This is a genomic window from Neisseria sp. HMSC067G12 (assembly GCF_001812725.1).
Taxonomy (GTDB): Bacteria; Pseudomonadota; Gammaproteobacteria; order Burkholderiales; family Neisseriaceae; genus Neisseria; species Neisseria perflava.
In genome coordinates, this window is sequence record NZ_KV810201.1 from 258535 (window position 1) to 272459 (window position 13925).

13 protein-coding genes are annotated in these 13925 nt (G+C 52.1%); 3 read left to right on the forward strand and 10 right to left on the reverse strand.

Annotated features, from left to right (window positions below; genetic code table 11):
• Positions 1–38: 38 nt before the first annotated feature.
• The 8 genes from nuoE to truC all read right to left on the reverse strand — a co-directional run bounded on the left by nuoE (position 39) and on the right by truC (position 7344).
• A complete protein-coding gene (gene nuoE, locus HMPREF2871_RS06205) occupies positions 39–512 on the reverse strand; it encodes an NADH-quinone oxidoreductase subunit NuoE (protein ID WP_049344940.1) in 474 nt (157 codons plus the stop codon).
• Entirely contained in the window at positions 512–1768 is a 1257-nt protein-coding gene (nuoD, locus tag HMPREF2871_RS06210; RefSeq protein ID WP_049332998.1) for an NADH dehydrogenase (quinone) subunit D, read from the reverse strand. The genes nuoE and nuoD overlap by 1 nt, the downstream gene beginning before the upstream one ends.
• Positions 1758–2351: an NADH-quinone oxidoreductase subunit C gene (locus HMPREF2871_RS06215; RefSeq protein ID WP_002216335.1), complete on the reverse strand. Its 594-nt coding sequence runs from the start codon at positions 2349–2351 to the stop codon at positions 1758–1760. The genes nuoD and HMPREF2871_RS06215 overlap by 11 nt, the downstream gene beginning before the upstream one ends.
• Before the next feature lie 12 nt (positions 2352–2363).
• The gene (locus tag HMPREF2871_RS06220) at positions 2364–2846 is read right to left on the reverse strand and encodes a NuoB/complex I 20 kDa subunit family protein (protein ID WP_002215610.1); all 483 of its coding nucleotides are present in this window, start codon (positions 2844–2846) and stop codon (positions 2364–2366) included.
• Positions 2837–3193 (reverse strand): NADH-quinone oxidoreductase subunit A, encoded by a 357-nt coding sequence (locus HMPREF2871_RS06225; protein WP_003686600.1) that lies wholly within the window; start codon positions 3191–3193, stop codon positions 2837–2839. Before HMPREF2871_RS06225 ends, HMPREF2871_RS06220 begins: the two co-directional genes overlap by 10 nt.
• 325 nt (positions 3194–3518) lie before the next feature.
• The gene (locus HMPREF2871_RS06230) at positions 3519–4976 is read right to left on the reverse strand and encodes an oligopeptide:H+ symporter (RefSeq protein WP_049344939.1); all 1458 of its coding nucleotides are present in this window, start codon (positions 4974–4976) and stop codon (positions 3519–3521) included.
• 450 nt (positions 4977–5426) lie between these two features.
• Positions 5427–6530, reverse strand: coding sequence for a peptide chain release factor 2 (prfB, locus tag HMPREF2871_RS06235; protein WP_049344938.1), 1104 nt, complete (start codon positions 6528–6530; stop codon positions 5427–5429).
• Positions 6531–6627: 97 nt separating this feature from the next.
• Positions 6628–7344 (reverse strand): tRNA pseudouridine(65) synthase TruC, encoded by a 717-nt coding sequence (gene truC, locus HMPREF2871_RS06240; protein ID WP_049344937.1) that lies wholly within the window; start codon positions 7342–7344, stop codon positions 6628–6630.
• 141 nt (positions 7345–7485) lie between these two features.
• Between truC and HMPREF2871_RS06245 the strand changes: the two genes are divergently transcribed.
• Complete coding sequence (locus HMPREF2871_RS06245; RefSeq protein WP_003747857.1) at positions 7486–8214, forward strand: LOG family protein; 729 nt, start codon at positions 7486–7488, stop codon at positions 8212–8214.
• A 109-nt stretch (positions 8215–8323) separates the two neighbouring features.
• Here HMPREF2871_RS06245 and HMPREF2871_RS06250 read toward each other — a convergent pair whose 3' ends face one another.
• Together HMPREF2871_RS06250 and sstT are read right to left on the reverse strand one after the other, a co-directional pair.
• Positions 8324–10180 (reverse strand): ABC transporter ATP-binding protein, encoded by a 1857-nt coding sequence (locus HMPREF2871_RS06250; RefSeq protein ID WP_049344936.1) that lies wholly within the window; start codon positions 10178–10180, stop codon positions 8324–8326.
• Between the two features lie 227 nt (positions 10181–10407).
• A complete protein-coding gene (sstT, locus tag HMPREF2871_RS06255) occupies positions 10408–11631 on the reverse strand; it encodes a serine/threonine transporter SstT (RefSeq protein WP_070629712.1) in 1224 nt (407 codons plus the stop codon).
• A 117-nt stretch (positions 11632–11748) separates the two neighbouring features.
• On the opposite strand from sstT, the gene HMPREF2871_RS12110 reads away from it, so the two are divergent.
• Both HMPREF2871_RS12110 and HMPREF2871_RS06260 read left to right on the forward strand, forming a co-directional pair.
• Complete coding sequence (locus tag HMPREF2871_RS12110; protein WP_283126915.1) at positions 11749–11877, forward strand: hypothetical protein; 129 nt, start codon at positions 11749–11751, stop codon at positions 11875–11877.
• A 202-nt stretch (positions 11878–12079) separates the two neighbouring features.
• Positions 12080–13921 (forward strand): autotransporter assembly complex protein TamA, encoded by a 1842-nt coding sequence (locus tag HMPREF2871_RS06260; RefSeq protein ID WP_039861895.1) that lies wholly within the window; start codon positions 12080–12082, stop codon positions 13919–13921.
• Positions 13922–13925: the final 4 nt, after the last annotated feature.

Consider the following 13925-nt stretch of genomic DNA (forward strand, 5'->3'; position numbering starts at 1 on the left):
ATTCGTATCGGTTGCAGCCGTTGTTTTCAGACGGCCTTTTATTTCAGTTCGGCAAGTTTCTTGTCAATCGCTTCTTCGGTCATAAAGCTGCACATGCTGTGGTTGTTGACCAGCATGACCGGTGCGTCGCCACATGCGCCCATGCACTCGCCTTCGACAAGGGTAAATTTGCCGTCAGGCGTGGTTTCGCCGTAGCCGATACCGAGTTTTTGTTTGAGGTATTCGCCGGTCGCCATACCGCCGCGCAGGGCGCAGGGCAGGTTGGTACAAACGGTCAGTTTGTATTTGCCGACAGGCTCAAGGTCGTACATATTGTAGAAAGTAGCGACTTCGTAGGCTTGTGCAGGCGAGATGCCGATATAGTCTGCGACAAAGGCGATGGCCTCAGGAGCGAGCCAGCCTTTTTCGGTTTGGGCGATACGCAATGCGCCCATAATGGCGGAGCGACGTTGGTCGGCAGGATATTTTGCCAACTCAATATCAATTTGTTTTAAGGATTCTACGGATAACATTATCGGTCAACCTCCCCGAATACGATGTCCTGCGTACCGATGATGGCAACGACGTCGGCCAGCATGTGGCCTTTTGCCATTTCGTCCATGCCTTGCAGATGGGCGAAGCCGGGTGCGCGGATTTTCAGGCGGTAGGGTTTGTTTGCGCCGTCTGAAATGATGTAAACGCCGAACTCGCCTTTCGGATGTTCGACAGCGGTGTAGGTCTCGCCCTCAGGAACGTGCATACCCTCGGTAAAGAGTTTGAAATGGTGAATCAGGTCTTCCATACCTGTTTTCATTTCGGTACGTTTGGGCGGAGCGAATTTGTGGTTTGTGGTAATGACCGGACCCGGATTGACACGCAACCACTCGGAACATTGTTTGATGATGCGTACGGATTGACGCATTTCTTCCATACGGCAGAGGTAACGGTCGTAACAGTCGCCGTTGACGCCGACTGGGATGTCGAAATCCATTTTGTCGTACACTTCGTAAGGCTGTGTCTTACGCACGTCCCATTCTACGCCGGAACCGCGCAACATAACGCCGGTAAAGCCTTTTTGCATGGCGCGCTCAGGAGTGACAACACCGATGCCGACGGTACGCTGTTTCCAAATACGGTTGTCGGTCAGGAGGGTTTCGAGTGTGTCGATGTTTTTCGGGAAACGCTCGCAGAAGGCGTCGATAAAGTCGAGCATGGTACCTTCGCGGGATTCGTTGAGCTGCTTCAATACTTTGGCGTTGCGGAATTTGCTGCTCTCGTATTTAGGCATGAAGTCGGGCAGGTCGCGGTAAACGCCGCCGGGACGGAAGTAGGCCGCGTGCATACGCGCGCCGGAAACGGCTTCGTACAAGTCCATCAGCTCTTCGCGATCGCGGAAGGCGTAAAGAATGGCGGTCATCGCGCCGATGTCGAAAGCGTGCGAACCGATGCCCATTAAGTGATTGAGGATGCGCGTTACTTCGGCAAACATCACGCGAATATACTGGGCGCGGATAGGTACATCGATACCGGCAAGTTTTTCTACCGCCAAGCAATACGCCTGCTCGTTGACCATCATGGAAACGTAGTCCAAACGGTCCATATAGGGCAGGGCTTGCAGATAGGTTTTGGTTTCAGCCAGTTTTTCAGTACCGCGGTGCAGGAGGCCGATGTGCGGATCGGCACGGACGATGGTTTCGCCCTCCAACTCCAAAATCATACGCAATACGCCGTGCGCCGCAGGGTGTTGCGGGCCGAAGTTGATGGTGTAGTTTCTTAATTTATTGGCCACCGTAGTTCTCCTCACGGACGATACGCGGCGTGATCTCGCGCGGCTCAATGGTAACAGGTTGGTAAATCACGCGTTTTTGCTCTTCATCGTAACGCATTTCCACATAGCCGGAAATCGGGAAGTCTTTGCGGAACGGATGTCCGACAAAACCGTAATCGGTCAGGATGCGGCGCAAGTCCGGGTGGTTGTTGAACATGATGCCGTACATATCGAAGGCTTCGCGTTCGTACCAATCCGCGCTGTTGTAAATATCGACGACGGATTCGACTACTGGGAAGTCGTCGTCTGAAACCCAGACGCGTACGCGGATGCGTTGATTGTTTTTAACGGAAAGCAGCTGACTGACGACGGCAAAGCGTTTGCCCTGCCATACTTCGTTTTTGTAAGTGCTGTAATCGACACCGCACAAGTCAACCAGAAGCTCGAAATGCAGCTCTTCATGGTCGCGCAATGCGGTCATGACTGAAATATAGTGTTCGGGCAGACACTCGACGGTAATCTCGCCCAAAGCTGAAATGACTTTGCTTGCCTGATCGCCAAGCACGCCGACGACGGTCTCGTATAAGTTTTGAATGCTTGCCATATCGTCCTCTCCTTACTCGTCACGCGCAATGGTGGAAGTGCGCTTGATTTTTTGTTGGAGCTGAATCAGGCCGTAAATCAGGGCTTCCGCAGTCGGCGGACAACCCGGCACATAAACGTCTACCGGCACGACGCGGTCGGCACCGCGCACAACGGAATAAGAATAGTGGTAATAGCCGCCGCCGTTGGCACACGAGCCCATAGACAATACCCAGCGCGGCTCGGCGAGCTGGTCATACACGCGGCGCAGTGCAGGTGCCATTTTGTTGGTCAACGTACCTGCCACAATCATCAGGTCGGCCTGACGTGGGGACGGACGGAAAATGATGCCGAAACGGTCAAGGTCATAACGCGCCATACCCGCATGCATCATTTCCACGGCGCAGCAGGCCAAGCCGAAAGTAACCGGCCACAATGAACCGGTACGCATATAGTTCAACACCGTATCCGCGCTGGTGGTGATGAAACCTTTTTTCAAAACGCCTTCTATTCCCATTCCAGCGCACCTTTTTTCCATTCGTAAATAAAGCCTACCGTCAGAACGACGATAAACACTAGCATAGACCAAAAGCCGTACGCGCCCAAATCTTTGAACACAACTGCCCATGGCAACATGAACGCGACCTCCAAATCAAACAGGATGAAGAGGATGGCGACGAGGTAATAGCGCACGTCGAACTTCATCCTTGCGTTCTCAAAGGCTTCAAAACCGCATTCGTAAGCCGCGTCTTTTTCGGCATAGTGACGTTTCGGGCCTAAAATTGTGCCGAGCAAAATAAACAGCACGCCGGCCGCAAGGCCGACGAGGATGAATACGAGGACGGGAAAGTAACTGGCCAACATGGTCGTACCTAACTGGTTGACAGACAAATCTTAAAAATAGATTACCATTTTATCGAATTTCAAAAGCCATTTAAAGGTAAATATCAGCAAATCAGCAAAAAAACCTCAATAAATTCAATAAAGTTATGAGAACAATTCTTATTTGTATTTAATATTTCCAAATTTTAATTTCGGTTTAATTATGTATCATTTAATTTAAATTTTCCGCCTATTCAATTTATGCCCCGAATCCTCCCTCTTTCCGATTCCCAATAAAACATGAGGCCGTCTGAAATAGATTATTTTCAGACGGCCTGCGTACATCACATCCATTTAAATGGAAAAATCAATCGACACCTTTGAGCATGCGGTTCAATACCGGGGCGAGTACCAACAGGATACCGCAGGTTACCGCGCCGATGGTGGCCAGCATCCAGTAGAAATCCAATGGCGACTGAGCATTGTAGTAGTCTTTAAACAACACTCCGCCCAAGGTAAAGCCGATGGACAATGCCAAGAAATTCAAAGCAACCATTTGTGTTTTGAACATGCTCGGTGCGATTTTGGTAGAAAACGACAGCGAAATCGGCGACAGCATCAGCTCGCCTATCGTAATCGCCAGCAACACCAGCATAAACACGATAATCGGCATCGGGGTTCCGGATGAAATATACGGAATAAAACTCAAATAAGAGACGCCGGTTACCAACATGGCCAGTGCAAACTTCAACGGCGTTTTAGGTTGGCGTTTGCCCATTTTCGTCCACACCGCCGCCATCACGCCGGAAAAGAGGACCACCCACATGGCCTGTATCGAATCTTTCCATGAAACAGGCACGGTAAAGCCGAAGAAAGTACGGTCCACCGTTTCGTCAAAATAAACCGTTGCAACGGTGTACACCTGAAACCAAACCGCCCAGAACATACAAATGGTCAAAAACAGCGGAATATAGGCCACAATATAGCGTTTATTGGCCGCTTCAACCTGGCTGCTGCCCAGCAGGCGTGCAAAATAAGCGATAACGGTAATAATGACCACGCCTAAAAGCCAGCGTGAAAAGTTCTCAAGATTGAGCGCGCCGGAAGCAATCACGCTGCTCAACACCAAAACCAGCAACACACCGACAGCTATTGCAGTCTGTACCTTTTCAGGGCGCAACGGATTGGGAGCCGGCGTATGCGGCAGGTTTTTACGGCCGCGCGAATACCACAGCAGGCCAAATGCCATACCGACGGCCGCCGCGGCGAAACCGTAATGGAATCCCATTCTGTCTTGCAAAATACCGGTCAACAAAGGGCCTAAGAAACCGCCGATATTAATGGAAATATAGAAAATAGAGAAACCGGCATCGCGCAATTCGCGCAGGTCTTCCCGTTCATACAAAGAACCGACCATCGAACCGGCAGACGATTTCACGCCGCCGCTGCCCAGCGCGATAAACACCAAGCCCAGCAGCAATCCCATTAAGCCCGGCACAATCGCCAATAAAATATGGCCGGTCATCACGACGATACCGGCGATAAACAGGGTACGCTCCGCACCCCAAATGCGGTCGGCCAACCATGCACCGAGAATGGTGGACAGGTAAACGCTGCCGCCGTACGCGCCGACAATGCCACCGGCCAAAGCCTTATCCATACCCAAACCGCCTTGATTCGCGGCGTAATACAGATAAATCAGCAGGATGCCCTGCATACCGTAGAAGGAAAAACGTTCCCACAGCTCAATGTGGAATAGGGTGGATAATTGCAAAGGATGGCCGAAGAAAGTTTTCTCGGCAGAAGATGGCTTTTGACCGGACATTATGAGTTCTCCTATATATTAGACAGGCTCAGGCTTCAGACGGCCTGTTATACCTACCAATCATTTTTATGGAAGCCATATATTACCGTCAATCTTTGCATTTGCAAAACATTAAAAAGCATATTCTTACAGAAAGATTAATATTCGCATTTAAAAAAGAACTCAATAGCTACATAACAAGCATATCGCGGCCATCTCCGTCATGCCCTACATATTCAAAAACCTATTAATTTTTAGATTTGCTATATTGTATTTTTCATGCGGCCGAAAACGGATATATTTACGGCGTTCGGCATTCCATTTAGACTGATAAGACTTTAGCTTATTCAAATAGATAAAACCTTTTACCCGCTGGAAATATAAATCATCGGAGTGGATATAGTTACTGCCATATTCAACAACAAACAGGCCGTCTGAAACCTTTCAGACGGCCTGTTTATCTCTTACGGTTTACACACCTTGTTTCAGGCTGGCTTCGATGAAGCCGTCCAAGTCGCCGTCCAATACGGCTTTGGTATTGCCGACTTCGTAGCCTGTGCGCAAGTCTTTAATGCGCGAGGAGTCCAAAACGTACGAACGGATTTGGCTGCCCCAACCCACATCGGACTTGCCGTCTTCCAAGGCCTGTTTCTCTTCGTTGCGTTTGCGCATTTCCAATTCGTACAGTTTGGATTTCAACATTTCCATCGCGGCGGCTTTGTTGGCGTGTTGCGAGCGGTCGTTTTGACATTGCACCACAATCCCCGTCGGCTCGTGGGTAATACGCACGGCAGAGTCGGTTTTGTTGATGTGCTGACCGCCTGCGCCCGATGCGCGATAAGTGTCGATACGCAAATCGGCGGGGTTGATTTCGATTTCGATGGAATCGTCGATTTCGGGGTACACGAACACGGATGAGAACGATGTATGGCGTTTGTTGTTCGAGTCAAACGGCGAATAGCGCACCAAGCGGTGAACGCCGGTTTCGGTGCGCAGCAGGCCGTAGGCGTATTCGCCTTCCACGCGGATGGTGGCGCGGTTGATGCCCGCGATTTCGCCGTCGTCTTCTTCAAGGATTTCGATTTTGAAGCCTTTGCGCTCGGCGTAGCGGCTGTACATGCGGAACAGCATGCCCGCCCAGTCTTCGGCTTCGGTACCGCCCGCGCCTGCGGTAATGTCGATAAAGCAGTTGTTCGGGTCGGCAGGCTGGTTGAACATCCGTTTGAACTCCAAATCCGCCATCTGTTTTTCCAGTCCCGCCACGTCTTCTTGCACGGCGGCGAAACCTTCTTCGTCGTTTTCTTCGACGGTCATTTCAATCAGCATTCGGTTGTCTTCGATGCCCGACGCGATATTGTCGAGCGTCAACACGATGCCTTCGAGGATTTTGCGCTCTTTGCCGATTTCTTGGGCGCGTTTGGGGTCGTTCCAGAGTTCCGGGTCTTCGGAAAGGCCGATGACTTCTTCCAATCGGTCTTTCTTGCCCTGATAGTCCATATAGACGCGGATGTCTTCGCTGCGCTTCTCCAGGTCGTTTAGGGTGTTGTTAAGCTGGTTGATTAATTCGGCTTCCATGATTCTTGTGTTCTTTCAAAATTTTAGGGGCGTATTGTAAGGGATTTGCCTGTTTTTTTCCATGACCGGGCCGTCTGAAAATGTGCGGTTTGGGTTTTCAGACAGCCTCGGTTTTGAATTTTTCCAACCAAAGCCGCCAGTCGTTGTCTATCGGCGCTTGCACGGTCATCCGGCTGCCGTCTTCTATGCTTTGAAAACTGAGGCTTCGCGCGTGCAACATCAGGCGTTGCGTGCCGATATGTTCGGCAACGGCATGGTTTTGGCGCAAATCGCCGTAGTTGGTGTCGCCGACGATGGGGTGGAAAATGTGTTTCATATGGCGGCGGAGTTGGTGTTTGCGGCCGGTGTGCGGCGTGAGTTCGGCCCACGAATAACGAGAGGTCGGGTAACGCAACGCGGATTGGAACGGCAACTCGGTTTGCGCCAGACAGCGGTAGGCGGTTTGCGCTTCCTGCAATGTGGCTTCGGTCTGCGCTTCGGCGATTTTGTCGGGCATATATTTGAGGGCGTAATCAATCAGGCCGTCTGAAGGCAGATGACCGCGAACAATCGCCCAATAGGTTTTTTCGATGTTTTTGTTTTCAAACTGCTGCGTCAATAACCGTGCGGCTTCCGTATCGAGGGCAAACAGCAAGACGCCGGAAGTTGGGCGGTCGAGGCGGTGGACGGGATAGACGTGCTGCCCGATTTGGTCGCGCAAGGTCTGCACGGCAAAACGGGTTTCATGTTTGTCTAACCAGCTTCGGTGCACCAGCATTCCGGCAGGTTTGTTGACGGCGATGGTGCGGCTGTCGCGGTGGATAATATCGAGCATGGCGGAACAGTCGGAATAAAAGCAGATATTGTAACGGGCTTTTGAAAATGTGGCAGGTACACTTGCCGCCGAAACCCGACTTTCAGACGGCCTGCCCCTTTCGGGTTACAATACGGCACACAAAAACTCGAAGGAAAAGCCGTGAGCCTGCTCAAAAAACTGCCCAAACCCATGCTGCCCGACGAAACCCGCCGCGATATTCAGGCGCGCGAGTCGTATCATGTATTGAAGATTATTTCCGAATTTGTCGAAGCCGGCGAAGAATTACGCGCTATTCAGCCGGCCGTCAGCATTTACGGCAGCGCGCGCACGCCTGAAAACCATCCCGACTACGCGTTCACATTGCGCTTGGCGCGCAAACTGTCGGATGCCGGATTTTCGGTAATTTCCGGCGGCGGGCCGGGCATTATGGAAGCGGCCAACAAAGGCGCGTTTGCAGGCGCAAGTCCGGCGGTGGGGCTGAATATCGTGTTGCCGCACGAGCAAAAAGCCAATCCGTATCAGGATTTGTCGATTAAATTCCAACACTTCTTCCCGCGCAAAGTCATGTTCGTCAAACACGCCGTGGCGTATGTCGTCATGCCCGGCGGTTTCGGCACGTTGGACGAATTGTTTGAAAGCCTGACTTTGGTGCAAACCGGCAAAACGCCCGACCGCCCGATTATCTTAGTGGGCAAAGCATTTTGGGCGGGACTGTTGGACTGGATACGCGAGCAGTTGCTGGGCAGAAACCTGATTTTGGAAGAGGATTTGAACCTGATCCGCGTCATCGACGACGAAGACGAAATCATCGAAGAAATCTTCGCCCATTACGAAAACCGCTTGGAAGACTTGTCCGAACACCAAAATGCTTGGTCGCTGGGGCTGTAAAAAACTAAGGTTTCAACTGAAAAAGCAGTTATCCCGCCTGCCCTTTGCTTCATGAATAAAGGCCGTCTGAAAATGTTTTCAGACGGCCTGTTATCTTCTTTCAAAGCGTTTAATTGTTTTCCCACTCGACATGCTCACTCAAGAAGCCGCCGCTTTGGTGCGCCCAAAGTTTGGCGTACAGGCCTTGTTTCGCGAGCAACTCGGTGTGGCTGCCTTCTTCGATGATGCGGCCTTTGTCCAAGACGATGAGGCGGTCCATCGCGGCGATGGTGGAGAGGCGGTGGGCGATGGCAATCACGGTTTTGCCTTCCATCATTTTGTCGAGGCTTTCTTGAATGGCGGCTTCGACTTCGGAGTCGAGCGCGCTGGTGGCTTCGTCAAGCAACAGAATCGGCGCGTCTTTAAGCATGACGCGGGCGATGGCGATGCGTTGGCGCTGGCCGCCGGAAAGTTTCACGCCGCGTTCGCCGACGTGTGCGTCATAACCGCGCCGGCCTTTGGCGTCGGAAAGGTTGGGGATGAAGTCGGCGGCTTCGGCGCGTTCGGCGGCGGAAATCATTTCGGCGTCTGTGGCATCGGGGCGGCCGTAGATAATGTTGTCGCGTACGGAGCGGTGCAGCAGCGAGGTATCTTGCGTTACCAGACCGATTTGGGCGCGCAGGCTTTCTTGGGTCACGCTGTCCACGTTTTGGCCGTCGATCGAAATCGTGCCGCTTTGCGGTTCGTAAAAGCGCAGGAGTAGGTTGACGATGGTGGATTTGCCCGCGCCGCTGCGGCCGATCAAGCCGACTTTTTCGCCGGGTTTGATGTTCAGATTAAAGCCGTTGAGGAGCGGTTTGCCGGCTTCGTAGGAGAAATCGACGTGTTCAAACTTGATTTCGCCCCGGGTAACTTTCAGCGGCAGGGCTTGCGGTTTGTCGAGGATGGTGTGGGGTTTGGACAGGGTGGCCATGCCGTCGTTGACGGTACCGATGTTTTCAAACAATCGGGCGGATTCCCACATGATGTATTGCGACAAACCGTTCACACGCAATGCCATGGCCGTAGCGGTGGCTACCGCGCCTACGCCGACTTGGCCGTGATACCAAAGCCAAATGCCCAAGGCGGTCGTGCCGACGGTCAGCGAACTGTTGACGATAAAGCTGCAGGTGTGCAGCAGCGTTGCCAAACGCATTTGGGCATGGACGGTTACCATAAATTCTTCCATCGACTGCTTGGCATAAGCGGCCTCGCGTGCGCCGTGGGAGAAGAGTTTGACGGTGGCGATATTGGAGTAGGCGTCGGTAATGCGGCCGGTCATCAGCGAGCGCGCATCGGCCTGACGCGCAGCGGTTCTGCCGAGCTTGGGAATCAGGAAACGCATAATCATCGCGAATCCAATCATCCAGCAAACAAACGGCACGATAAGCCAGGCATCGAATGAGGACAGAATCACGCCGGAAGTGATGAAGTACACCAACACATACACAACCATATCGGCAACGGTCATCACGACATCACGCAGCGCCAGCGCGGTTTGCATGACTTTGGCGGACACGCGGCCGGCAAACTCGTCCTGATAAAAGCCCAGGCTCTGACCCAGCATCAGGCGGTGGAAATTCCAGCGCAGGCGCATGGGGAACACGCCTTGCAGGGTTTGCAGGCGCACATTGGAAGCAAAAAAGGTCCAAACGGCAAAAAATGCCACCATGGCCATCATGCCGATTAATGCATGGCCTTTTTCAACAAAAAGCGTTTGCGGCGTATAAGCACCGAGCCAGTCGACCACCTTGCCCATAAACTGGAACATCAAGGCTTCCATGATGCCGACGCCGACCGTAAATACGGCCAACACGGCAATCCATTTGCGCACACCTTCAATGTTGCTCCAAATAAACCGCCACAACCCTTTTTCTGGCGTTTTCGGAGCAGCTTCTGGATAAGGGTCGATACGTGACTCGAACCATGAGAATATTTTTTTAATCATTGTTTTTGCAAATTTGATAAGACGGTCAGGCCGTCTGAAAAGAGGTGTTCAAATACATTCAAGACTGTATTTTACGGGAAAAATCCAACTGATGACAGCGAATACCGTCAGTCCGACCAAACCAATCTATCGGCTTGACCATCTAAAAATCCCTTTGCTTTGCATAAAACAAAGGCCGTCTGAAAGTTTTCAGACGGCCTTTGCAGGATTTAGGTTGCCCTTAAAAATCACTCTTTACGTTGACGACCCAAATTGGCAGCGGCAGTAAACAAAACGTCGGTGGAAGAGTTCAACGCAGTTTCTGCAGAGTCTTGAATCACGCCGATAATGAAGCCGACGGCAACCACCTGCATGGCCACATCGTTATCGATACCGAACAGGCTGCACGCCAAAGGAATCAGCAGCAACGAGCCACCGGCCACACCGGATGCACCGCACGCGCTGACGGTAGCGACCAGGCTCAACAGCAGGGCAGTGGCGAAGTCAACCGTAATGCCTTGCGTGTGCGCCGCAGCCATCGCCAAAACGGTAATGGTGATTGCCGCACCGGCCATATTGATGGTTGCACCCAATGGAATGGAGATAGAGTAAGTGTCTTCGTGCAGACCCAGTTTTTTCGCCAATGCCATGTTCACAGGGATATTGGCGGCGGAAGAACGGGTGAAGAAGGCATACACGCCGCTTTCGCGCAGGCAGGTAAACACCAGCGGGAAAGGATTGCTGCGGATTTGCGTCCACACAATAATCGGATTGACCACCAACGCAATAAACAGCATACAGCCGAGCAATACGGCCAACAGCTGCATATAGCCGGCAAGCGCTTCAAAACCGGTTTCCGCAATGGTAGAGGACACCAAGCCGAAAATACCCAGTGGCGCAAAACGGATAATCCATTTCACAACGGTCGAAACGGTATCGGCCAAATCGGCCGCCACTTGGCGGGTCGTATCCGAACCGTGATGGCGCAAAGCCGCACCCAATATCAGGGCCCAAGCCAAAATGCCGATATAGTTGGCATTGGCCAGCGCATTAATCGGGTTGGCCACCAAATTCATCAGCAGCGTTTTCAACACTTCGATAATGCCGGAAGGCGGCGCAACGGACACATCGCCGGCCGTACGCAGAATCAGCGTGGTCGGGAATGCCATGCTGGCGACAACCGCCACCACAGCGGCTGCAAACGTACCAAAAATATACAAAATCAAAATCGGTTTGATGTGGGCCTGATTGCCTTTTTGGTGTTGCGCAATGGCGGCAGTCACCAAAACGAATACCAAAATCGGCGCGATAGCCTTAAGCGCACCGACAAACAGGCTGCCCAGCAGTCCTGCGCTGATACCGACTTGCGGCGCAACTGCGCCCACAAGAATACCTAAAACCAAGCCGATGGCGATTTGTACCACCAGGCTGACGGTGTTGATCGCGTTTAAAAGCGGATTGCCACTTGCCATATCCGTTCCTTCAATTTAAAGATATGTTAAAAAAGTCTTACATTCTAAAATAAAAAATCATTTGTCGGCGAGGTTTTCATGCACACCTCACAAAAACAGCATTAAAGTTTAGCATTTATGACACAGTTGGCACTTTATGCCAAAAATATGGTCAAACCCGCTCAAACCCTACTTTCAAAGTATGCCCATACCGTTGCCTTATCCCTCTGTATCTTGATTTCAGACGGCCTGAAATCTGCGCCATAAGGCCGAATATAAAGGCAACTTCATCAGTCAAAACACAAAAACATAAATATTACAATCAGATAGAAACAAACCAAAATCCGCCCTTACGTCGCATTTTGCAACGTTATCGCGCTAAATTTCCGTTTATAACCATAGCCTGAAAGCTTGCAGAAATAATGTTAAAATCCCCAAACTGAAGAATTGTCGCTGTCGAACACACATCATGACCAAACTGACCTACCCTGTTTTATTTGCATCATTGGCGCTCGCCTACGGACACGCGTTGGCAGTAGATACTTCCGTTCCCAAAGCGGAAGACTACGAGGCCGTTCCCGAATCCGAAATGCCCAAGCAGCCCAAAGACGACCAAACAGGCAAACTCAAGCCCAAATTCCCCGTCAAAATCGACACCCAAGACAGCGAAGTCAAAGAAATGCTTGAAGAATACCTGCCGCTGATTACCCAGCAGCAGGAAGAAGAGCTGGACAAAGAGCAGGTCGGCTTCCTCGCCGAAGAGGCACCCGACAACGTCAAAACCATGCTCCGAACCAAAGGCTACTTCAACAGCAATGTCAATATTCAAGACCACGGCGAGAGCTACACCGTCAACGTCACCCCCGGCCCGCGCACCAAAGTCGACAACGTCAGCGTGGCCATCCTCGGCGACGTATTGAATGACGACAACTTGGCCGAGTACTACCAAAATGCGATGGAAAACTGGCAGCAGCCCGTTGGTGAAAACTTCGACCAAGACGGCTGGAGTGCAAGTAAAACCTCCGTCCTCAGCGCTGTAACACGCAAGAAATACCCTTTGGCGAAACTCACCACCACCCAAGCCACCATCAATCCCAATACCCAAAAAGCCGACTTGAACGTCATCCTGGAGAGCAACCGCCCCATTTACTTTGGCGAGTTCCAAATCACCGGCACGCGCCGCTACCCTGAGAGCGTGGTTTCCGGCATGGCGCGCTTCCAACCCGGTTCGCCTTACGACTTGGACAAAATCCTCGACCTGCAACAGGCGCTCGAGCAAAACGGCCACTACTCCGGTGCGTCCGTACAGGCCGACTTCGACCAACTGCAAGGCGACCGCGTTCCCGTCAAAATCAACGTGACCGAAGTCAAACGCCACAAACTGGAAACCGGTATCCGCTACGACTCCGAATACGGAATCGGCGGCCGCATCGCCTACGACTATTACAACCTCTTTAACAAGGGCTACATCGGTTCCATCGTTTGGGACATGGACAAATACGAAACCACGCTGGCCGCCGGTATCAGCCAACCGCGCAACAACCGCGGCAACTACTGGACCAGCAACGTTTCCTACAACCGCTCGACCACGCAAAACCTTGAAAAACGCGCCCTGTCCAGCGGCATTTGGTATGTCCGCGACCGCAACAATATCGATGCCCGCTTCGGCCTCGAATTCATTACCGAAGACCGCAAAGTCCCCGACACCAGCTACGATTTGGGCCGAAGCCATGCCACCATGCTGACCGCCTCATGGAAACGGCAAAGCATCGAAACCGAGCTGCATCCTCAAAACGGCTATTACCTCGACGGCAAAATCGGCTTGACCTTGGGCAAATTCCTCTCCTCCACCCAAATGGCACGCGCTACGGCACGCGCAGGCTATTTCTTCACGCCTGAAAACAAAAAAATCGGTACATTCATCGTACGCGGACAGGCCGGCTACGTTTACGCCCGCGAAGGCGAAGAAGTGCCTTCCAGCCTGATGTTCCGCACCGGCGGCGCGACTTCCGTACGCGGTTACGAACTCGACAGCATCGGCTTGGCAGGCCCCAACGGCTCTGTCCTGCCGCAACGCGCCTTGGTGGTCGGCAGCCTCGAATATCAATTCCCGGTTACCAAAAGCTTCTCCGGCGCCATCTTCCACGATGTCGGCGACGCGGCAAGCAACTTCAAACACATGACCTTAAAACACGGTACCGGCTTGGGTGTGCGCTGGTTCAGCCCGGTTGCGCCGTTCTCCTTCGACATTGCCTACGGCCACCACGACAAAAAAATCCGCTGGCACATCAGCTTGGGCACAAGGTTTTAACAAA

Bases quoted from the DNA above. Each gene is read 5' to 3' on its own strand.
- nuoE (WP_049344940.1), bottom strand. From the start codon at position 512: ATGTTATCCGTAGAATCCTTAAAACAAATTGATATTGAGTTGGCAAAA.
- HMPREF2871_RS06250 (WP_049344936.1), bottom strand. From the start codon at position 10,180: ATGATTAAAAAAATATTCTCATGGTTCGAGTCACGTATCGACCCTTAT.
- HMPREF2871_RS06215 (WP_002216335.1), bottom strand. From the start codon at position 2,351: ATGGCAAGCATTCAAAACTTATACGAGACCGTCGTCGGCGTGCTTGGC.
- prfB (WP_049344938.1), bottom strand. From the start codon at position 6,530: ATGGAAGCCGAATTAATCAACCAGCTTAACAACACCCTAAACGACCTG.
- truC (WP_049344937.1), bottom strand. From the start codon at position 7,344: ATGCTCGATATTATCCACCGCGACAGCCGCACCATCGCCGTCAACAAA.
- HMPREF2871_RS06225 (WP_003686600.1), bottom strand. From the start codon at position 3,193: ATGTTGGCCAGTTACTTTCCCGTCCTCGTATTCATCCTCGTCGGCCTT.
- HMPREF2871_RS06220 (WP_002215610.1), bottom strand. From the start codon at position 2,846: ATGGGAATAGAAGGCGTTTTGAAAAAAGGTTTCATCACCACCAGCGCG.
- HMPREF2871_RS06260 (WP_039861895.1), top strand. From the start codon at position 12,080: ATGACCAAACTGACCTACCCTGTTTTATTTGCATCATTGGCGCTCGCC.
- sstT (WP_070629712.1), bottom strand. From the start codon at position 11,631: ATGGCAAGTGGCAATCCGCTTTTAAACGCGATCAACACCGTCAGCCTG.
- HMPREF2871_RS12110 (WP_283126915.1), top strand. From the start codon at position 11,749: ATGACACAGTTGGCACTTTATGCCAAAAATATGGTCAAACCCGCTCAA.
- HMPREF2871_RS06230 (WP_049344939.1), bottom strand. From the start codon at position 4,976: ATGTCCGGTCAAAAGCCATCTTCTGCCGAGAAAACTTTCTTCGGCCAT.